General features: G+C 70.9%; 18 protein-coding genes. 13 read left to right on the top strand and 5 right to left on the bottom strand.

Annotated features, from left to right (window positions below; translation table 11 throughout):
* Positions 1-11 precede the first annotated feature (11 nt).
* From OHB41_RS24390 to OHB41_RS24410, 5 genes are read left to right on the top strand one after another with little or no spacing between them, the layout of a single operon-like run.
* The gene (locus tag OHB41_RS24390) at positions 12-899 is read left to right on the top strand and encodes an alpha/beta hydrolase (protein ID WP_266706084.1); all 888 of its coding nucleotides are present in this window, start codon (positions 12-14) and stop codon (positions 897-899) included.
* Positions 900-903: 4 nt separating this feature from the next.
* The gene (locus tag OHB41_RS24395; protein WP_266700322.1) at positions 904-2208 is read left to right on the top strand and encodes an MFS transporter; all 1305 of its coding nucleotides are present in this window, start codon (positions 904-906) and stop codon (positions 2206-2208) included.
* Positions 2205-2510, top strand: coding sequence for an acyl carrier protein (locus OHB41_RS24400; RefSeq protein ID WP_148014262.1), 306 nt, complete (start codon positions 2205-2207; stop codon positions 2508-2510). Before OHB41_RS24395 ends, OHB41_RS24400 begins: the two co-directional genes overlap by 4 nt.
* 57 nt (positions 2511-2567) lie before the next feature.
* A complete protein-coding gene (locus OHB41_RS24405; protein WP_266700323.1) occupies positions 2568-4136 on the top strand; it encodes an acyl-CoA carboxylase subunit beta in 1569 nt (522 codons plus the stop codon).
* Between the two features lie 31 nt (positions 4137-4167).
* A complete protein-coding gene (locus OHB41_RS24410; protein ID WP_266700324.1) occupies positions 4168-4404 on the top strand; it encodes an acyl-CoA carboxylase subunit epsilon in 237 nt (78 codons plus the stop codon).
* A gap of 142 nt (positions 4405-4546) precedes the next feature.
* Here OHB41_RS24410 and OHB41_RS24415 read toward each other — a convergent pair whose 3' ends face one another.
* The 4 genes from OHB41_RS24415 to OHB41_RS24430 all read right to left on the bottom strand — a co-directional run bounded on the left by OHB41_RS24415 (position 4547) and on the right by OHB41_RS24430 (position 8837).
* Positions 4547-5353, bottom strand: a complete 807-nt coding sequence (locus tag OHB41_RS24415; RefSeq protein WP_266700325.1) for a 4'-phosphopantetheinyl transferase family protein — start codon at positions 5351-5353, stop codon at positions 4547-4549.
* Positions 5350-6357: an aromatase/cyclase gene (locus OHB41_RS24420; protein WP_266700326.1), complete on the bottom strand. Its 1008-nt coding sequence runs from the start codon at positions 6355-6357 to the stop codon at positions 5350-5352. Before OHB41_RS24420 ends, OHB41_RS24415 begins: the two co-directional genes overlap by 4 nt.
* A gap of 84 nt (positions 6358-6441) precedes the next feature.
* Entirely contained in the window at positions 6442-7755 is a 1314-nt protein-coding gene (locus OHB41_RS24425; RefSeq protein ID WP_266696430.1) for an ISL3 family transposase, read from the bottom strand.
* Between the two features lie 386 nt (positions 7756-8141).
* Positions 8142-8837: an antibiotic biosynthesis monooxygenase family protein gene (locus OHB41_RS24430; protein WP_266700327.1), complete on the bottom strand. Its 696-nt coding sequence runs from the start codon at positions 8835-8837 to the stop codon at positions 8142-8144.
* Positions 8838-9050: 213 nt separating this feature from the next.
* Here OHB41_RS24430 and OHB41_RS24435 point away from each other — a divergent pair, with 213 nt between their 5' ends.
* From OHB41_RS24435 to OHB41_RS24445, 3 genes are all read left to right on the top strand, one after another.
* Positions 9051-9497 (top strand): nuclear transport factor 2 family protein, encoded by a 447-nt coding sequence (locus OHB41_RS24435; protein WP_266700328.1) that lies wholly within the window; start codon positions 9051-9053, stop codon positions 9495-9497.
* Positions 9494-10864 (top strand): cation:proton antiporter, encoded by a 1371-nt coding sequence (locus OHB41_RS24440; protein WP_266700329.1) that lies wholly within the window; start codon positions 9494-9496, stop codon positions 10862-10864. Before OHB41_RS24435 ends, OHB41_RS24440 begins: the two co-directional genes overlap by 4 nt.
* A gap of 179 nt (positions 10865-11043) precedes the next feature.
* A complete protein-coding gene (locus OHB41_RS24445; RefSeq protein WP_266700330.1) occupies positions 11044-11580 on the top strand; it encodes a flavin reductase family protein in 537 nt (178 codons plus the stop codon).
* A 43-nt stretch (positions 11581-11623) separates the two neighbouring features.
* Here OHB41_RS24445 and OHB41_RS24450 read toward each other — a convergent pair whose 3' ends face one another.
* Positions 11624-11977, bottom strand: coding sequence for a winged helix-turn-helix transcriptional regulator (locus OHB41_RS24450; RefSeq protein WP_266706085.1), 354 nt, complete (start codon positions 11975-11977; stop codon positions 11624-11626).
* Positions 11978-12273: 296 nt separating this feature from the next.
* Here OHB41_RS24450 and OHB41_RS24455 point away from each other — a divergent pair, with 296 nt between their 5' ends.
* The 5 genes from OHB41_RS24455 to OHB41_RS24475 all read left to right on the top strand — a co-directional run bounded on the left by OHB41_RS24455 (position 12274) and on the right by OHB41_RS24475 (position 19545).
* A complete protein-coding gene (locus tag OHB41_RS24455) occupies positions 12274-13764 on the top strand; it encodes an MFS transporter (RefSeq protein ID WP_266700331.1) in 1491 nt (496 codons plus the stop codon).
* 19 nt (positions 13765-13783) lie between these two features.
* Positions 13784-14179 (top strand): pyridoxamine 5'-phosphate oxidase family protein, encoded by a 396-nt coding sequence (locus tag OHB41_RS24460; protein WP_153289575.1) that lies wholly within the window; start codon positions 13784-13786, stop codon positions 14177-14179.
* 261 nt (positions 14180-14440) lie between these two features.
* Positions 14441-15916 carry an FAD-dependent monooxygenase gene (locus tag OHB41_RS24465; RefSeq protein WP_266700332.1) on the top strand — a complete coding sequence of 492 codons (1476 nt, stop codon included), beginning with the start codon at positions 14441-14443 and terminating at the stop codon, positions 15914-15916.
* A gap of 94 nt (positions 15917-16010) precedes the next feature.
* A complete protein-coding gene (locus OHB41_RS24470; protein ID WP_266700333.1) occupies positions 16011-17711 on the top strand; it encodes an NAD(P)/FAD-dependent oxidoreductase in 1701 nt (566 codons plus the stop codon).
* A 319-nt stretch (positions 17712-18030) separates the two neighbouring features.
* Positions 18031-19545, top strand: a complete 1515-nt coding sequence (locus OHB41_RS24475; protein WP_266700334.1) for an FAD-binding oxidoreductase — start codon at positions 18031-18033, stop codon at positions 19543-19545.
* Positions 19546-19712: the final 167 nt, after the last annotated feature.

Genomic DNA, 19712 nt, shown 5'->3' on the forward strand with positions numbered 1-19712 from the left:
CGGGCTCGGCCATGTCCCCGGGTGTCCGTCCCGTCGCCCTGCAGGCCGGTGACGTCACGCTCTCCGCGTTGATCGCCCAGCCGGCCGGGCCGCCGCGGGCCACCGTCGTCGCGGTGCACGGCGGAGGGATGAGCGCGGCCTACTTCGACGGGCAGGCCCATCCCGACGTCTCCCTGCTCGCCCTCGGTGCCCGGCTCGGCTACACCATGGTCGCCGTCGACCGGCCCGGCTACGGGCTGTCCGCCGCGGACGCCCCGGGCGGCCAGACCCTGGCCGAGCAGGCCGGCGCGCTGCACGCGGCGCTGCGGCACCTGGCCGGGCGCGCCGAGACGGGCGCCGGGGTGTTCCTGCTCGCGCACTCCTTCGGCGGCAAGCTGGCGCTGACGTACGCCGCCTGTCAGGCCGGCGACCCGGATCCGGCCCTCCCCCCGCTGCTCGGGCTCGACATCTCCGGGCTCGGCCGGGACTACGCGGTCGACCCGGGCAACGGACCCGACCCGCACCAGCACCACAACTGGAAACGGAACTGGGGCGCTCTGCGCTTCTATCCGCCGAACACCTTCCGCGAGGCGGAGGCCATGGTCGCGCCGATGCCCCCGCGCGAGCGGGCGGAAGCCCTGCAGTGGCCACGCCGGTTCCCGGTCGCGGCGGCGGCGGTGCAGGTCCCGGTGCGGCTGACCTTCGCCGAGCAGGAACTGTGGTGGCACCACGACGAGGACACCGTCGCCGACCTGGCCGCGCACTTCGCCTCGGCGCCGTCCGCCTCCGTCGACCGCCAGCCCGGCGCGGGGCACAACATCAGCCTGGGCTGGGCCGCCCGTACGTACCACCTGCGCGCGTTCGCGTTCTTCGAGCAGTGCCTCGCGCGCCGGACCGCGGGCCCGTCCGTCACCCCCTGACGTCATGACGACGACACGCGGGCCCGGCGACGGGGCCGGTACACGCCGTGCGCCGTTCCGGTCGCTGGCCGTGCGCAACTTCCGGCTCTTCGCGGCCGGCCAGGTCGTATCCGTCGCGGGCACCTGGATGATGGTCACCGCCCAGGACTGGCTGGTGCTCTCCCTGACGGGGGACTCCGGCGCCGCCCTGGGAGTGGTCACGGCGCTCCAGTTCACCCCGCTGCTGCTGTTCACGCTGTACGGAGGCCGGCTCGCCGACCGTCACGACAAGCGGCTGCTGCTCACCCTCGCCAACCTCGTCTCCGGCGTCCTCGCCCTGGCGCTCGCCGGGCTCGTGCTGACCGGTTCCGTCCAGCTGTGGCACCTGTACTGCTTCGCGCCGGCCCTGGGCACCGTCAACGCGGTCGAGGTGCCCACCCGGATGGCGTTCGTCAGCGAGATGGTCGGCCCCGACCTGCTGCCCAACGCCTCCGCGCTGAGCGCCGCCTACTTCAACACCGCCCGCGTGGTGAGCCCCGCCCTCGCCGGGCTGCTCATCAGCGCGGTGGGCGCGGGGCCGGCGGTGCTGTGCAACGCGGTCAGCTATCTCGCCACCGTGACGGCACTGCGCCTGATGCGCCCGGGGGAACTCCTGCGGACCACCGCGCCGGAACGCGGTGCCCGGGTGATCGACGGCCTGCGGTACGTGCGCGGTCGCCCCGATCTGTTCGTACCGCTGGCGCTGGTCGCGGTCGTCGGCCTGTTCGGCTTCACCTTCCAGCTCACCCTGCCGCTGCTCGCCAAGTCCGTCTTCCACTCGGGCGCGACCACGTTCGGGCTGCTGACCACGGCGTTCGCCGCCGGTTCGCTGCTCGCCGCGTTCGCCACCACCGCCCGCGGCGGCCGCCCGGCGGCCCGTACCGTCACCGGCTCCGCGCTCGCCTTCGGACTCCTGGAGACCGCGGCCGGCTGGTCGCCCACCTACGCGTGGGCGGCCGTCCTGCTGTTCCTGACCGGTTTCGCGACCCTCTACTTCGCCCAGGCCGCCAACCACCGCATCCAGTTGGGCAGCGACGCCGCCTACCGCGGCCGGGTGATGGCGCTCTACACGCTCATCCTGCAAGGACTCACCCCGCTCGGCGCTCTCCTCGTGGGCTGGCTCACCGTCCGGCACGGTGCGCGCTCCGGCCTCTACGTGGGAGGCGTCGCCTCGTCGACGGCGGCGCTCGGGGTGCTGCTCGCCGGGCGCACACGCCGTCTCCTGAACAGCCACCGGCCGCAACCGGCACTGGGCCGGGCCCGGCCCCAACCACGAAAGGCAGCCCCATGAGCGAAGAGAACCCGTGCAGTTGGCTCGATCGGCTTCCCGACCCGGTCGCCCTGCGCGCCATGACTCCCGACGAGCGGGCCGGTGCCATCGGCCACTGCCTGCGGCTCGAACTGCACGACCTGCTCGCGGTCCCGCCGGGCCACCGGCTCTCGCCCGCCCTGTCGCTGCGCGGCCAGGGCCTCGACCCGCTCGACGCCCTGCACCTGGGGCGCCGGATCCGGCGCGCCCTCGACGCCGAGGTACCCGCCGAGGTGCTGCGGGAGAGCACCGTCGGTGAACTGACCGCGCTGCTCGCCCGCTGACCCGCCCGTATCCAGTCCTTCTCAGACCTCTCAGACATGTGAAGGGGAGACCACCAGATGGAGCCCGCGATACCCATGGAACTCGACGGCCGACTGATGGAGCTGGCCGAACGCAAGGACACCGCCCGGACCGGACAGGACCCGAAGGCCACCGAACGCCAGCACGCCAAGGGCAAACTGACCGCACACGAGCGCATCGAGCTGCTGCTGGACAAGGGCAGCTTCCAGGAGGTCGAGCAGCTGCGCCGGCACCGGGCGACCGGCTTCGGCCTGGAGGCCAAGAAGCCCTACGGCGACGGTGTGATCACCGGCTGGGGCACGGTGGAGGGCCGTACCGTCTTCGTCTACGCGCACGACTTCCGCGTCTTCGGCGGCGCGCTCGGCGAGGCCCACGCCTGCAAGATCCACAAAATCATGGACATGGCCATCGCCGCCGGGGCGCCCCTGGTGTCGCTCAACGACGGCGCGGGCGCCCGGATCCAGGAGGGTGTCTCCGCGCTGGCCGGCTACGGCGGCATCTTCCAGCGCAACACCCGGGCGAGCGGGGTGATCCCGCAGATCAGCGTCATGCTGGGCCCGTGCGCGGGCGGTGCCGCGTACTCGCCCGCGCTGACCGACTTCGTCTTCGCCGTCCGCGACATCTCGCAGATGTTCATCACCGGGCCGGACGTGGTCCGCGCGGTCACCGGGGAGGAGATCAGCCAGAACGGGCTCGGCGGCGCCGACGTCCACGGCGAGGTCTCCGGGGTGGCGCACTTCGTGCACGACGACGAGGAGAGCTGCCTCGCCGAGGTGCGCTACCTCCTGGCGATGCTGCCGTCCAACAACCGTGAGCTGCCGCCCCGCCATGTCAGCGGCGACCCGGGTGACCGGTCCGGGGACGTGCTGCTCGACCTGGTGCCGCACGACGGGAACCGTTCGTACGACATGCGGGCGGTCGTCGAGGAGCTCGTCGACGACGGCGACTTCGTGGAGGTGCACGCGGGCTGGGCGCCGAACATCGTCTGCGCGCTGGCCCGAGTCGACGGCCACACCGTGGGGATCGTCGCCAACCAGCCGGCGGCCATGGCGGGTGTGCTGGACATCAAGGCGAGCGAGAAGGCGGCACGGTTCGTCCAGTTCTGCGACTCCTTCAACATCCCGCTGGTCACGCTGGTCGACGTGCCCGGGTTCCTGCCGGGCGTGGACCAGGAGCACGAAGGCATCATCCGGCGCGGCGCGAAGCTGCTGTACGCGTACTGCAACGCGACCGTGCCGCGGGTCTCCGTGGTGCTGCGCAAGGCGTACGGCGGCGCGTACATCGTGATGGACTCCCGGTCCATCGGCGCCGACATCGCGCTGGCCTGGCCGACGAACGAGATCGCGGTGATGGGCGCGGAGGGCGCCGCCAACGTCGTCTTCCGCCGGGAGATCGCGGCCGCGGACGACTCCGACGCGATGCGTAGAGAGAAAATCGACCAATACAAGAGGGAGTTGGTCCACCCTTACTACGCCGCCGAACGTGGGCTGGTCGATGACGTCATCGATCCGCGTGAGACCCGGGCGGTCCTGGCCCGTTCGCTGTCGATGCTCGTCGCCAAGCACGCCGAACTGCCCCGCCGTAAACACGGCAACCCGCCTCAGTGAGCGGCCCCGAAGAGTGAGTGAGGGAGGATCCATGACCGCACAGCACCCTGACACCGACCCCGTGGCCGGTCCGCTGTTCCGGATCGAGCGCGGTTGCCCTTCGCCGGAGGAACTGGCCGCGCTGACCGCCGTGCTCATGGCGGTGACCGCCGGCCCCGGCGCCGTACCGGACGACGTCGCCCGCAGGCACCAGGTGGTCGCCCTGTGGCGGCGGCCCGAGCGGATCACCGGCTTCGACGGTCCGCGCACCTGGCGAGCGGCGGCCTGAGCGGATCGGACGGGGGTGGAGCAGGCCGAGGGGCCGGAGAGTTCCCAGGAACTCTCCGGCCCTTCGACTGTGCGTGACCGGGGGGATCGGCGGGCCGGTCGTGGCCGGTCACACGGAGGTCCGTGCCCCGCGGGGTGCGGTCTCAGCGCTCGAGGTCCCCGTGCTCGGCGGGATCCCTGAGCATGGAACGCAGGCCCGGTTCCATCTGCACCAGGCGTGCGACCGCGTCGGGGGCGTACAGATACGCGGTGGGCACCGCGCGAACGGCGACGGGCCGGTCCCCGGCGCCGGCCAGGGCCACCGCGGCGATATGGGTGGAGCAGAGCGGAAGGTTGCCCACCACCCAGCCCGTCGGCCGCTCGGCGAGTCCGGCCTCGCCGAGGTAGTCGAGGTCGGCGCCCCGCGTCAGCCCGGTGCCCAGACCCTTCAGGTAGGCCTCCTTCCGCGTCCACAGCCGGCCGAAGGCCATGGTCCGCTCGTGTTCGGGCAGCTTCCCGAGCTCCTCCCGCTCGGACGGGTGCAGCGCCGGCAGACACACCTCGACGGTCTCGGCGGACGGCAGCCGCTGTACGTCGGCGCCCACCCGTGCCTCGGCCACCACCACGATCGCCAGACCGTGGCTGTGCGAGAGCGAGAACTGGGGGGCACCGCCGGGCACCCCGAGCACCACCGGCCGGCCGTGCCGTTCCCCGTTGCCCTTGTGCCGCTCGCCGGCGAGGTTGAGCCGGCTCGGTTCGATACCGGTGTATCCGGCCAGGACCCGGCGCAGTCCCACATGCGCCGCGGCGTACATCTGGCGGTCGTCGGGCCGGCGGTAGGAGTCGGCCCTTCCTCGCTCGTGCGCGTCGAGCTCGTCGTACGGGACATCACGCGGTGAGTCGGGCGGCGGCAGCAGCCACACGTCCAACTCCCCCCGCGCCACGGCGAGCCGGCGCACCGCCGGGGTCAACGACGGCCTTCCGCGTGGGCTTTGGCGTGGGTGAGGGTGGCGCGGCTGTTGGTGGACAGGGCGGTGTGGACGTAGGTGCGTGCGTCGGCGACGGTGGCGTGGGGGCCGAGGATGTCGTGGATGTTGTCGGTGTTGAGGGTGACGGTGTGCTGGGAGGTGGCGGTGACGCCTTCGTCGGTGTCGGTGAAGGTCCACTGTCCGGTGTGCAGGGTCATCAGTGCGGGCAGGGTGACCTGTTTGTAGGCGATGCGGTGGTGGGGGAAGGTCACCCGGTAGGACTTGGTGGTGTGGACGGAGCCGTCCTTGGCACGGGTGTCCATCTCCAGGGTCTGCAGGCCCGGGGTGTCCTCCTCCAGGCGCACGGTGGCGACGTGCGGCAGCCGCTCGGGCCACAGGTGGGCCTCGTCGATGAAGGCGTACACGTCCTTCGCCGAACCGTCGACCAGCACGGTGTCCTCGAAGGAGAACGTCAGCCCGGCATCGGCGACCTCACGCTCGGCGTTCTCCTTGAGCGCCGCGAGCTCCGCGCGGGCGCTGCGGTCGACCTCGGCTCCGATCCTGTCCAGTGCCTCGGGGGCGTCGCCCTCGGCCCGGAACTCGTGCAGCAGGCGCACCCGGGAGGCGTTCTCCGCCAGCGGCTCGACGAGCCAGGCGCCGCCGATCCCGGCGACGTGCGCCTCGGTGACCAGGTGCTGGAAGTTGACCCGCAGTGCGGCGGGTTCGACGATCCGGCGCAGGGGCCGGCTGCGCGGCCCGCCCTTCACGGACGGCTCGCCCTCCACCGACGGCCCGCCCTCGGTAGAAGGCCGGCCCTCCACGGTCGGCGCGGTTTCCCAGATCCGCAGCCGCTCCTCGCCCTCGGGAGCTTCCTCGTGCGCGACGTGGATGACCGAGGGGAAGATCCGGGGCCAGTTCCCCACCTCGGCGATCAATCGGTGGACCGTGTCCGCCGGAACCGCGACGTTGATCTCGTGCGCGACTTGGCGCATGCCCGGGTGCTCCATGCTTGCTGTCTCCTCGTCCTGGTGTGGTGCGCGCGGACGGGACGGGGCGGGAACGGTGCCGGACGGAAAAGCGGGTCTTCGAAGTTAGGCGGGGTTGAGGTGTCCGCGGGCTCGGCGGGTGGTGACGCAGCGTGTGCGTAGGCGCTGGCTGTCGGCATTGCGGAAGCCGAATGCGTTGCGGGCGACGAGCTTGATGACGCGGTTGATGCCTTCGCTCTTGGCGTTGCTGTGGCCGGTGTCGATGAACCCGGCGATCTCGGGCCACCAGCGGTCGACGGTGGTGGCGAGGGTGCAGGCTTCGGGGATGTCTGAGTCCGCGCACCAGGTGAGGAACTTCCATCGGGCGTGGCCTACTTCTTCGCGGTCGGCGCCGGTTCGGGCCAGGGCGAGGAGGGTGCGCAGGCTCTCCTTGGCGATCCAGGCGGTCAGCAGCGTCTGCCCGATCGGCCCCTCGTCCAGCAGCGCGTTCCACATCGTGGCGAACTGCTGGTCGGTGAGGTCCTCACGGTTGCGCAGCAGCCGTCGACGGGCCTTCCATTCCGGGTCGGTGGCGCGTCCACGCCGGCCCCGGATCTCGGCGGTGGTGCGACGCCGTACAGCAGAGAGCATCTTGTTCGCGAGCTGGACGATGTGGAAGTGGTCAACGACCACGATGGCATCGGGCAGGCCGGTGCGGATCGCGGCCCGGTAGGTGGCTGACATGTCGATGGCGACGTAGCGGATGTTCTTTCTCCACTCCAAAGGGGTGGTGGACAGCCAGGCCAGGACGTCGGCGGCGGCACGGCCCTCGACCTGCCCGAGCAGGCCACCGGCCCCGAGCGCGTCGACGAACCCGGTGTGCCACCTCTCGCGCACCAGGTGCCACTTGCCGGTGTCCGCATCCTGTTCCCAGCGCGGCCGTCCGCGCCGGGTCTCGTCGACGCCCAGCACCTCCACTTCCGGCAGCGGCGCCTCGGTGACCTCGCGGGCGGCCGCGCGGAAGGCGTCCATCACCGTCGGCCAGGACACGTGCAGGTCACGGGCGGCCTGGACCACGGTGGAAGCAGCATCCCGCACCCGCAGGGCGGCAGCCCGGCGCAGCCGGCCGGTGATCCGGGCCCCGGCCGGTATCTGCCGAACCTGCTCGGTGAACGACTTCCGCTCGCATCCGGACTCCCGGCAATACCAACGCCGCTTGCACCACACGAACTCCAATCCCCGTTCTCCGTAAGGAAGATCACGTGGACGGGTGTACACGAGGCCCTTCACATGTGACGCGAACACGCCGCAGGAGGGACAGGCCCGGGCGGCTTCGTCCGCTGTGGTCAGATGCACCCGCCGGGTGCCGTCCATCAGCCGCTCAACGCTCTCGACGGCAAGGCCGTCCAAGTCGAGCAGCACCGCCGTATCGTTGTCCAAGCCCGTGGTTTCTGGTGATCAAACTGCCGGAGAACAGTCATGATCGCCGATGACCACGGACGCCCTGCACCCACGAGCCGACCACCCCCACGCTTACCCTCCGTGAGAACCCCGGAGGACGAAGGCTCACCCACCCCGCCTAACTTCGAAGACCCGGAAAAGCCGCTGCCGGGTGGGGGAATTCCCGGCAGCGGCCGGCCAGTGGGGGTGGGAACGCGCCCATGTGCCCGCGTCCGTGCGCGATCTTGGTGGACGTCCTTCTGCCGTACGACGCGGAAGGACGTTGTTTCACGTGAAACCGGCGGTCGGCTCCTGCCGTGCGGTGACGCGCTCTCCGGACCCGGCGGCGGGCCGGTCGCCGCCCGGCCGGCCTGCCGCCGGGTGGCTCACTCGCCCGCGGCGCGGGTGTGCACGACCCGGTAGGTGTTCTCGTCCTGCCAGGTCTGCAGCGCGGCGACGCGGGCGTCGACCTTCTGACGCTCCGGGGAGCGCTCCCCCTGCGGCACGGAACGGAAGGCGTCGTAGGCCTCCTTGCTGTCCCACTGGGAGTAGACGACGACGAACTTGCCGTCGAGGCCGCGGGCGCGCAGGCCGCGCAGAACCGTGTGGGTGCGGTAGCCGGGGACGTCGACCAGCCACGTCTGGGACTCGCCCAGCGCGTCGATCAGGTCCTCCTGGTCGTCCGGCAGTACACCGAACAGCTCGATGGACGTGTAGTCGTCGTGGTCCGGGGAGATCTCCGTGACGCCGCCCAGTTCCGGCTTCTGCTGGGTGAAGGCGATCTCGTTCTGGAGCAGACGGATCGAGGTGGTGATCTCGCCGAAGAGCGGCAGGGTGCGGTGCTTGAACTCCTCGCCCGCGTAACGGCTCTCCAGGTCCTCGGTGCTGCGCCACTGGATGAAGTTGGCCGTTCCCGGCTTGTCCTGTCCGGCGTGCACCGTGCTGGATATCCAGCCCTCATAGGCCGCCGTGTCGACGATCTGGCGCATCGCGGCGAGCAGCTTGACCTGCTTCTCGGCGGCGTCGGTCGAGAACAGGTTGAGAACGGTCAGGTGCTGACCATCGGCTGCGATCTTCGGCATTCTCTCGTCTCTTCCGTTCGAGGAAAGGTGAGTTGCGAATGGAGGTACGAATGCAGCATGGCAAGGGGATCTGCCCATGTGAAAGGCTCTGCGGTTCAGGAATGACCGCTCATTTGTCAATTGTTCGAGGGGGGTGTCAGATCTTTCCCCACTTCGTCAGAGCTGTGAAAAACGGCCTTGGTCGCCGATTGGCGCGGGCGCCATGCTCGGGTAATGCAGTCAGGCCCGGAAGAATCAGAGATAGCCACTCTCCTGGACCGGTACCTCATCGGTCTCGACGACGACGAACTCGACGACGCCTGGGCGCGGGGGCTCTTCACGAAGGACGCCCTGGTCGAGTTCCCCATGAGCCGGCACGAGGGTCTCGAAGGACTCGCCGGCTACCACCGTGACGCGCTGACGGCCTTCGCCGCCACCCAGCACCTGGGCTCACCCGCGTTCGTCGCCCTCGACGACGACGGTGAGCGGGCCACGCTGCGCGCCAACCTCGTCTCGACGCATGTCCACCACCCCGGCGCGGCGGACGAGCCCCTGTTCCAGGTCGGCACCCTCGCCAGCGGTGAGGCCCGCCGCGCCGCCGAGGGCTGGCGACTCTCCTCCCTGACCTTCCGCGTGCTCTGGAGCCGCGGCACCCCGCCCGGACCCCAGGAGCCCCGATGACGACTCTGGCGGCGGCCAGCGCCCAGGACATGAAGCTCGCGATCATGCTCGCCGACATCGGGGTGGTGCTCGTGGCGGGCGCCGCACTCGGCCGGCTGGCGCAGAAGCTGCGCCAGCCCGTGGTGGTCGGCGAGATCACCGCGGGCATCCTGCTCGGCCCGAGCGTCCTCGGTCTGCTGCCGGGGAACCTGACCGAGCGCCTCTTCCCCGTCGACGTGCGGCCGTTGCTGTCCGCGGTCTCCCAGGTCGGCCTGATCCTGTTCATGTTCGTGGTCGGCTGGGAGTTCGAGAAGCGGCTGATCCGGCCGCACGCCCGGCTCGCCGCGGGCGTCTCCCTGTCGTCGATCGCGATGGCGTTCGGTCTGGGGGTGGCGCTCGCCCCGTTCCTGTACGACGAACACGCCACCGTGGCCGGACACCACATCTCCTTCGTCGCGTTCGCCACCTTCATCGGCACCGCGATGTCGGTGACCGCCTTCCCGGTGCTGGCGCGCATCCTCACCGAGAACAAGCTCCTGGACACCCGGGCCGGCTCCCTCTCGCTGGCCAGCGCCGCCATCGACGACCTGCTCGCCTGGTGTCTGCTGGCGTATGTCTCCGCCCTGGTCACGGCGAACGGCAACTACTCCGACCTCGCCCGCATCGGGCTCTACAGCGCCGCCTATGTCGCGGGGATGTTGTTGGTCGTACGGCCGCTGGTGGCCCGTCTCGTCTGGCGCTGGGCCGCCACCGAGCGCTGGTCCGCGTTGCTCGCGGTGCTCTGCGCGGGTGCCCTGACCTCGGCCTGGCTGACCACCTGGATCGGCATCCACGCCATCTTCGGGGCCTTCCTGTTCGGGTTCGTGATGCCCCGTGAACCCGCGATGGTCCTGGCCGAGCATCTGCGCAAGCCCATGGACCACGTCAGCGTCGTGCTGCTCCCGGTCTTCTTCATCGTCACCGGGCTCGGCGTGGACCTCGGCGCGCTCACCTCCGGCGACGTCGTCGCGCTCGTCGCGATCATCGTGGTGGCCTGCACCGGCAAGCTGGTCGGCGCGATCCTTCCGGCGCGGCTGGCCGGGTTCTCCTGGCGCGAGGCGAAGGACCTGGGGCTGCTGATGAACACCCGGGGTCTGACCGAACTCATCATCCTCAACGCCGCGGTGAGCCTGGGCGTGCTCGACGGACGCATGTTCACCATGCTCGTGATCATGGCCCTCGTCACGACGGCGATGGCGGGACCGCTGCTGTCCCGGCGCGGTCCGGCAGCGGCCGACGTGTCGGAGACGTCGGAGGCGCCGAAGGCGGCCGGGGCATCCAGGGGATCCGAGACACCGGCCCCGTACGGCCCGGAGGCCGCCGTGGACTTCATCCGCCCACGCGGCTGAGACCCGCGCACCGGGCCCCCGCGCACCCGACCTTCACGCACCCGACCCCCCGTGTGGCCGAGCCTCCCGGGCCGCTGAGGTCCCCGCCCCCCCCCGGATCCCGCGCACGCCGTCCGAAGCGTGCGCGTACCCCCGTAACCCGTCACCCGTAACCCGTATCCGAGAACGAGAGGGCTGTCGTGATACCCGTTTCGCAAGCCATCCCCGAGCAGCTCGGTCCGGTCGACGGCCGTGCGCTGCGCACCGTGTGCGGGCACTTCGCCACCGGTGTCACGGTCATCACCTCGGGCAGCGGCGAGAACGCCGCGGGCGCCACGGTGAACTCCTTCACCTCGGTCTCCCTGGACCCGGCGCTGGTGCTCATCTGCCTGCACCACAACTCCCGGCTGCTGCCCGTGGTCCAGGAGTCCGGCGGCTTCGTCGTGAACTTCCTGACGCAACGGCAGGAGCCGGTGGCCTGGGCCTTCGCCGGCCGGCGGACCGCCCGGATCGAGGAGGTGCCGCACCACAGGTCGGTCCACGAACTGCCCGTGCTCAGCGAGGCGCTGGCACACCTGGAGTGCCGGCTGGCCGCCGAGTACGACGGCGGCGACCACACCATCCTGCTCGGCGAGGTCGTCTCTCTCGGTACGCCCGCCGGGGACGAGGATCCGCTGATCTTCTTCCAGGGCGCCATGCGGGAACTCGGCGACGACCGGGTCCTGCCGGGCCGGTGACCCGGTGACGGACGTGGGCGGCGCCCCGGCGGGCGGGCCGGACTCAGTGGTGACGGGCCGTGGCCTGCTCCTCCGCCGTGTCGAACTCCTGACGCGCCTGCTCCACCAGCGGCAGGTGGACGGTCGACCAGTCCGTGAGCGAGGCGAACAACGGCGCCAGGGTCCGTCCCAGGTCGCTGATCTGGTACTCCACCCGGGGCGGCACCTCGGGGAAGTACGTGCGGATCACCAGTCCGTCGCGCTCCAGCTGACGCAGCCGCTGGGTCAGCACCTTCGGCGTGATGGTGCCGATGTTGCGCTGCAGTTCCACGAAGCGCTGGGTGCCGAAGGCGTTGAGCGTCCACAGGATCGGCGTGGTCCAGCGGCTGAACACGATGTCGAGGACCGGCTCGATCAGGCAGGGCTGCCGGGAACCGGCCGCGGCCGCGTGTGCGGCTTCGGGGCCGGCCGGGACCGGGGTGGCGCCCGCGACGGCGCTCTCGCCCCCGGTCGCGGCGCCCGTGGTCGTCGCGACCCCGGGTGCCGCGCCGTCGTTCCTGGCCGCGGTGCTCTTCATGCCGATCATCACCTTCCGGGAAGTCACTTTCCTCTAGGTACCTACTTTACTCAGGATGCTAGCTTCCGAGAAGCCAGCGATACCCGCACCTCCCCGCACGTCCCCGTCCCAGAATCCTCATGCTCCTAGGGAGTGACATGTCCATCCAAGAGTCCACCCACAGCCCCGCGGTGGCGGGCGACTCCGGGCCGGTCCGCCGCCCCGGACTCATCCTGGCCTTCCTCTGCCTGGCCGGCTTCATGACCTTCCTCGACGTCTCGATCGTGAACGTCGCCCTGCCGACCATCGAGGACGAACTCAACATCTCCACGACCGCGCTGCAGTACGTGGTCACCACCTACGGCATGCTCCTGGGCGGCTTCCTGCTGCTGACCGGCCGGCTCGCCGACACCCTCGGCCGCCGCCGGATGCTCCAGACCGGCCTGCTCCTGTTCGCGGGTGCCTCCCTGCTCGCCGGAGTCGCCCAGAACGCCACGATGCTGATCGGCGCCCGCGGCGCACAGGGCCTGGGGGCCGCGTTCATCGCCACCGCCGCGCTCAGCCTGCTGACCAACAACTTCGAGGAGGGCCCGGCCCGCAACAAGGCCCTCGGCGCCTGGGGCGCGCTCAGCGGTCTCGCCGCCGTCGCCGGCGTCACCCTCGGCGGTCTGCTCACCGACGGTCCCGGCTGGCGCTGGATCTTCTTCATCAACGTGCCGATCGGCGTCATCGGCGCCCTGGTCGCCCCGATGGTCGTCGGCGAGAGCCGCTCCGCCGAACGCAGCAGGTCCTTCGACGTCGCCGGTGCCGTCACCCTCACCGGTGGTCTGGTCTCGCTGATCTTCACCCTCGGCCAGACCGTCTCCGACTCCGACGTCCCGACCGGCCGGGTCATCGGCGGCTTCGTCCTCTCCGCGCTCCTGCTCGTCTCCTTCGTCCTGATCGAGCGCCGCGCCAAGGAGCCGCTGATGCCGCTCGGCGTCTTCCGCCGCCCCTCGCTGCGCGCCGCCAACGTCATCGCCGTCCTGCTGCTCGGCACCTGCGTGACCCTGTTCTTCTTCGCCAGCCTCTTCATGCAGCAGGTCCTGGACTACTCGGCCGTCAAGACCGGCTTCGCCTACGTGCCGCTCGCGGTGCTCACCGCCGTCGGCGCCGGCATCGCCTCCCAGGTCGTCACCAAGGTCGCCGCCAAGCCCGTCCTGCTGGTCGGTCTCGCGCTCTCCGCGACCGGCATGATGCTCCTGTGGCGCGCCCCGTCCGACGCCTCGTACCTGACGGACGTGCTGCCCGCCTTCGTCCTCATGGGCCTCGGGCTCGGCATGTCCTTCGTCCCGCTGCAGGTCTCGGCGTTCGCCGGGATCGAGGAGCGCGAGTCGGGTCTGGCCGCCGGCCTCATCAACACCGCCCAGGAAGTCGGCGGCGCGCTCGGCCTGGCCGTCGCGGCGACCTACGCCTTCCGCCGCGTCGACGAGCTGACGGCCAAGGCCCACGGAGTCCCGGCCCTGGTCCAGGACGCCCGTACGACCGTCTTCCACGACGCGTTCCTCGTCGGTGCCTGCTTCGCCGCGGCCGCCTTCCTGGTGACCCTGGTGCTGCTGCCGCTGACCAAGTCCTCCGAGCAGTCCGCGGCCGTGCCCGCGCACGCCTGACGGAAGAACGGACCCGGCCATGTCCAAGCAACTGCCCCTGTCCGCCGCGGCGGAGGAGTTCCTCGCCGAGAACGCCCTGTGCACCCTGACCACCCTGCGCCCGGACGGCACCCCGCACGTGGCGCCCGTACGGTTCACCTGGGACGGTGAGGCGGGCCTGGCCCGGGTGATGACCACCGTGCACCGCCGCAAGTCCCGCAACCTGCTGGCCGCGGCCGGCGGCCGGGCCGCCGTGTGCCAGCTGGTGGGGCCCCGCTGGATCACCCTGGAGGGCCCGGCGACCGTCTCCACCGATCCGCCCCGGGTGGTGGAGGGGATGCGCCGCTACGCAAAGCGGTACTGGTCCCAGCCGCCGCAGCCGCCGGGCCTGGCGGTCATCGAGATCGCGGTGGACCGGGTGATGGGCCTGTACTGAACCGGACCGCACCGAACTCCCTTACCGGGCACGCGCGAACGGGCCGGACGGAGGAGACGGTCGCCGGGCGGACGAGAGGGTGCCGGAGGACACTTCCGGCACCCTCTCGCATGCTCCCCCTGTAGTACGCACCCGGTACCGCCCAGTAGCTGCCGGACCTCTGACGAACTTGTCAGAACTTGTCAGAGTTCTGTACCGGCGGCCATTCAGCTTCCCGGGAGCCCTCGGAATACTGGAGAAAACGCCAGCGGGAGAGGGAATATGGACGCTTTCAATGCCGATGTGATCGTTGCCGGTGCAGGACCCTCAGGGCTCATGCTCGCAGGGGAACTCCGCCTCTCGGGTCTCTCGGTCATCGTGCTCGACCGGCTGGAACAGCCGATGCAGCAGTCCCGCGCCCTGGGGTTCTCGGCCCGCACGATCGAGGAATTCGGCCAGCGTGGACTTCTCGGGGAATTCGGCCCGCTCGAGACCATACCCGGCGGCCATTTCGGTGGACTTCCCATCGACTACCGCATTGTCGAGGGCGGCAATTTCGGTGTCCGTGGAGTTCCGCAGTCGCGCACCGAGGCCATCATCGACAAGTGGGCCACGCGGCTGGGCGCCGACATCCGCCGGGGCCACGAGGTCATCGGCATGACGCAGGACGAGGACGGTGTCCGGGTCGAGGTCGCGGGGCCCGAGGGCGTGGAGACCCTGCGCGCCGCGTACCTCGTCGGCTGCGACGGAGCCCGCTCCACCGTCCGCCACCTGGCGGGGATCGACTTCCCCGGGGTCAGCGCCACCATCGAGATGAAGATGGCCGACGTCGCCGGCGTCCAGCTGCGGCTGCGCCCCACCGGCGAGGTCGGTGAGGCCGGCATGGTCGTCGTCCTGCCACTCGGCCCGGGCGCCACCCGCGTGGTGGTCTTCGAGCGCGGCGCGGGGGTCCGTCCCACCCAGGAGCCGCCCACCTTCGAGGAGGTGGCCGCCGCCTTCCAGCGGGTCACGGGCGAGGACATCAGCGGTGCCGAGCCGCTGTGGACCAGTTACTTCACCGACGCCAGCCGGCACGCCGCCGCGTACCGCAAGGGCCGGGTCTTCCTGGCCGGCGACGCCGCCCACATCCACCTGCCGATCGGCGCCCAGGGCATCAGCGCGGGCGTCGGCGACGTGGTCAACCTGGGCTGGAAGCTCGCCGCGGCCGTCAAGGGCCACGCCCCCGCGGGCCTGCTCGACACGTACCACTCCGAACGCCACCCGGTCGGCGCCCGCATCGTCCACAACACCCTCGTCCAGCGCACCCTCTACCTCGGCGGCCCCGAGGCCCAGCCGCTGCGCGACCTGTTCGCCGAGCTGGTCCGGATCGAGGACGTACGGCGTCACCTCGTCGGTCTGGTCACCGGTCTCGACATCACCTACGGAGCCGTCGAGGGCGGCCACCCGCTGCTCGGCCGCCGGCTGCCCGACCGGGACCTGCTGGTCGGCGACGACAAGACGACCACCTACGAGCAGCTGCACGCGGGCCGTCCGGTCCTGCTGGACCTGCACGACAGCGCCGCGCTGCGCGAGGCCGCGGCCGGCTGGGCCGACCGCGTCGACGTCGTCACCGCGACGCGGCCCGACGCCGGAGCCCCGGCCGCCGACCTCCTCGTACGCCCCGACGGCTATGTCGCCTGGGTCGGCGCCGACGGCTCGGCCGAGGGACTGACCGACGCGCTCGCGCGGTGGTTCGGCGAGCCCCGCGACGCCGCCTGAACCACCCGATCCCCCGACCGGTCGACCCCGAACCCCCGTAGGACGCGCGCCACCGATCCGACCCGTCCGTGAAACGAGAAAGAGGAGTGCGGTCTTGCCCACCAAGGCTGAGGAAGCGAAGAAGGCCGACAAGGCCGCCGAGTGGACCGAATGCGACGTAGCCATCCTGGGTTCGGGCCTCGCGGGCTCGATCATGGGAGCGATCCTGGCCCGCCAGGGCGCCGACGTGGTGCTCATCGACGCCGGGCAGCACCCCCGGTTCGCCGTCGGTGAGTCCCAGAACCCGCAGCTCGTCGAGTGGCTGCACATTCTGGCCGTGCGCTACGACGTGCCCGAGATCAAGCACATGCTGGACGTGAAGGCGGTCACCGAGCACATCGGTCCGACGCACGGCCGCAAGCAGAGCTTCGGCTTCGTCACGCAGCGGCCGAACCGCGAGCCGGACCCGCGCGAGGCGACGATGTTCGTCATCCCGAAGATGCTCACCGAGGCGGTGCACCTCTTCCGGCAGGACACCGACTCGCACTATCTGAACGTCGCCGCCAAGTACGGCTGCACCCTGCGCCAGAACTGGTTCGCCACCGACCTGGACGTCGACGACGACGGTGTCACCGTCACCGGCAGGAACGGCGAGGTCTTCCGCGCCAAGTACCTGATCGACGCGAGTGGCTTCCGTTCCCCGCTGGCCGAGAAGTTCGACCTGCGCGAGAACCCGCCCCGGCACAAGCACCACGCCCGCTCGCTCTTCACGCACTACGTGGGCATCAAGCCGTACGACGACGTGTGCAACTACCCGGACGCGCTCCGCCCGCCCGCCGAGTCGCCCTTCCACGGCGGCACCCTGCACCACCTCATCGAGCGCGGCTGGTTCTGGATCATCCCGTTCGACAACTACAAGGACTCCAAGAACCCGGCCTGCAGTGTCGGACTGACCTTCGACGAGCGGCTGTACCCCAAGCCGAAGGACATGACGCCGGACCAGGAGTTCAACCACTACCTCGACATGTACCCGGCGGTGAAGCGGCAGTTCGACGGAGCCAAGCGGATCCGCGAGTGGGTCTCCACCGACCGGATCCAGTACTCCTCCAAGCGCACCATAGGCGCCCGCTGGTGCCTGATGTCGCACGCGGCCGGCTTCATCGACCCGCTGTACTCACGCGGCCTGTCCAACACCTTCGAGGTCGTCGACGCGCTCGCCTACCGGATCCTGGACGCCCTGCGCGAGAACGACTTCACCGAGGAGCGCTTCGAGTACGTCGAGCGCCTGGAGCAGGGACTCCTGGAGTACAACGACAAGATCGTCAACAGCTCGTACATCGCCTTCAGCCACTTCCGGCTGTGGAACGCGGTGTTCCGGGTCTGGGCCTGCTTCACCACCCCGGCCACCATGCGGCAGATCATGGCGCGCCAGAACTTCCAGCTCGACGGTGACGACCGGCACTTCAAGGAGATGGAGAAGGCGCCGTACACCGGCCTGTGGTGGCCGGACAGCCACGCCTTCAAGGTCCTCTTCGACATCACCGCCGAGACCTGCGAACGGTACGAGGCCGGCGAGATCGACGGTGACAAGGCCGCGGACATCGTCTTCGAGGCGATCCGCGACTGCGAGTCGGTCAACACCCCGTTCGGCTGGAAGGGCCCCGAGGACCTCCGGTTCTTCCGGGCCACCACGCCCACGATGATGAAGTTCATGTGGTGGGCGAGCACCTCCGGCCCCAAGGAGATGCGCGACCTCGGCCGTTCGATGCTCGCCGGAGTCGTCAAGCAGGGCATGAAGGGCCGCAAGGTCTCCTGACCCCCGCCGCGGTCACCCTCCGCCCCACCGGGGCCCTTCCCCTGGCCGCGGTTCGCCGGCCTCGGTTCCCTCTGGACGCGGCGCCGGGCCCACCCTCCCCCCGTGGGCCCGGCGCCGTCCCTTCCCGGGTCCGAGGTCCCCGGCCCGAGGCCTTCGCCGAATCCGGGCCCTTCCCGGGCCCTGTGGCTTTTCGTCCTGCGAAGGCTTCCCCTCCGGCCCTCCCCGGGCTTCCACTTCTCCACTTCTCCACCTCTCCGGCTCCCCCGTTCTTCTCTCCCCCCACTGGCAACCACCGTCTCCTAGAACACTTGGGACATCCGTGATCACTCGTAGAGCACTGATCGGTGCGGGATCCGCCGCCGTCGGCCTGGCCGTCCTGCCCACCAGCCCCGTCCTCGCCGGCTCCGGCGCCACACCCTGGAGCACGCTCGCGGGCAAGCTCCAGGGCCGTCTGGTGCTGCCCACCGACACCGCGTACGCCGTGGCCAAGCAACTGGAGCTCGGCCAGTTCGACGCCGTCAACCCTCGGGCCGTCGCCTACTGCGTCAGCTCCGCCGACGTCTCCGCCGCCCTATGCTTCGCCCAGACCTACGGCCTGCCGTCCGCCGTCCGCAGCGGCGGTCACAGCTTCGCGGGCTACTCGACCACGCCCGGCCTGATCATCGACGTCTCGCGGCTGAACGCGATCACCGTGGGCGACGGCACGGTCGACATCGGTCCCGGCGCCAAGAACGTCGAGATACTCAACGCCCTCGCCCCGCACGGCCTGGTGGTCAGCGAGGGCGGCTGCCCCACCGTGTCGGCCGGCGGTTTCCTCCAGGGCGGCGGCTTCGGCTTCCTGACCCGCCCGCTGGGCATGGCCTGCGACGCGGTCACCTCGGCCGAGGTGGTCCTCGCCGACGGCCGGGTGGTCACCGCGTCGCCGACCAGCCACTCCGACCTGTTCTGGGCGATCCGCGGCGGCGGTGGCGGCAACTTCGGCGTCGTCACCCGCTTCACGGTCACCCCGCACGAGGGCGACCAGATGGCGATCAGCAACCTGATCTTCCCGTACGACCGGGCCGCCGACGTGCTGCACGGGGTCGGCCAGTGGCTGGTCGACGCGCCCCGCACCATCGGCGGCGGCGCCTACCTCGTGCAGGCCGACGCCGCGCCCGGCACCGTACCGGCGCTCAACGTCTTCCTCGCCTCCCGCGGCACCCCGGCCGAACTCGCCGCGGAGTCCGCGCGGCTGCTGGCGCTCACCGGCGCGGTGACGGCCCGCCAGGACGCGGTCATGACGTACCAGCAGGTCATGATGATGATCTTCGGCTGCGGCACACTGACCGAGGACCAGTGCCAGCGCGCCGGGAAGTCCCCGAACGGCGTGCTGACCCGGCCCGCCTTCGGCCTGGAGCGGACCCGGCTGGGCCGCGCGCCGTACGCGCAGAGCGACTGGGCGGACGTGCTGACGGCCTTCGACGCCGACCGCAGGGCCGGCCAGGCCCGCTACCTCGACCTCCACTTCTTCGGCGGGGCGGCCAACGATCCGGCCCGCACCGACACGGCGTACGTGCACCGCGACTCGCTCTTCTCCGTCAACTACCGGGTCCTCATCAACGACCCGGCGCAGGTGACCGCGGAGGCGAGGAGCGTCGCCACGGGCTGGGTCGACCACGGGTTCGCCACCATCGACCCGCTGTCGAACGGCGAGACGTACCAGAACTGGATGGACGCGGAGCTGACGGACTGGCGGCAGTCGTACTACGCCGAGAACTACGCCCGGCTGTCGGTCGTGAAGGCCAAGTACGACCCGCACCGGTACTTCAAGTTCGCCCAGGGCGTCGGGGCCTGAGGCGTCCGGCGTTCCGCCGCCTCTGTGACCCCGGTGATTCCCGTGCCCCTTGTGGCCCCTGCGCACCTCCGACCGTGAGGGGCCGCCGGACCGGTGTCCGGCGGCCCGCCCGCTCGACGGTCCGTTCGCTCGAGGGTCCGTCAGCCCGACGGCCCCGCTCCGTCGCC

Origin of the sequence: Streptomyces sp. NBC_01571, from assembly GCF_026339875.1 — a bacterium.
GTDB lineage: Bacteria > Actinomycetota > Actinomycetes > Streptomycetales > Streptomycetaceae > Streptomyces.

Coding starts and splice junctions, on each gene's coding strand:
- OHB41_RS24390 (WP_266706084.1), top strand. CDS start 12: ATGTCCCCGGGTGTCCGTCCCGTCGCCCTGCAGGCCGGTGACGTCACG.
- OHB41_RS24395 (WP_266700322.1), top strand. CDS start 904: ATGACGACGACACGCGGGCCCGGCGACGGGGCCGGTACACGCCGTGCG.
- OHB41_RS24400 (WP_148014262.1), top strand. CDS start 2,205: ATGAGCGAAGAGAACCCGTGCAGTTGGCTCGATCGGCTTCCCGACCCG.
- OHB41_RS24405 (WP_266700323.1), top strand. CDS start 2,568: ATGGAGCCCGCGATACCCATGGAACTCGACGGCCGACTGATGGAGCTG.
- OHB41_RS24410 (WP_266700324.1), top strand. CDS start 4,168: ATGACCGCACAGCACCCTGACACCGACCCCGTGGCCGGTCCGCTGTTC.
- OHB41_RS24420 (WP_266700326.1), bottom strand. CDS start 6,357: ATGGAGCACCCGGGCATGCGCCAAGTCGCGCACGAGATCAACGTCGCG.
- OHB41_RS24430 (WP_266700327.1), bottom strand. CDS start 8,837: ATGCCGAAGATCGCAGCCGATGGTCAGCACCTGACCGTTCTCAACCTG.
- OHB41_RS24435 (WP_266700328.1), top strand. CDS start 9,051: ATGCAGTCAGGCCCGGAAGAATCAGAGATAGCCACTCTCCTGGACCGG.
- OHB41_RS24440 (WP_266700329.1), top strand. CDS start 9,494: ATGACGACTCTGGCGGCGGCCAGCGCCCAGGACATGAAGCTCGCGATC.
- OHB41_RS24455 (WP_266700331.1), top strand. CDS start 12,274: ATGTCCATCCAAGAGTCCACCCACAGCCCCGCGGTGGCGGGCGACTCC.
- OHB41_RS24460 (WP_153289575.1), top strand. CDS start 13,784: ATGTCCAAGCAACTGCCCCTGTCCGCCGCGGCGGAGGAGTTCCTCGCC.
- OHB41_RS24465 (WP_266700332.1), top strand. CDS start 14,441: ATGGACGCTTTCAATGCCGATGTGATCGTTGCCGGTGCAGGACCCTCA.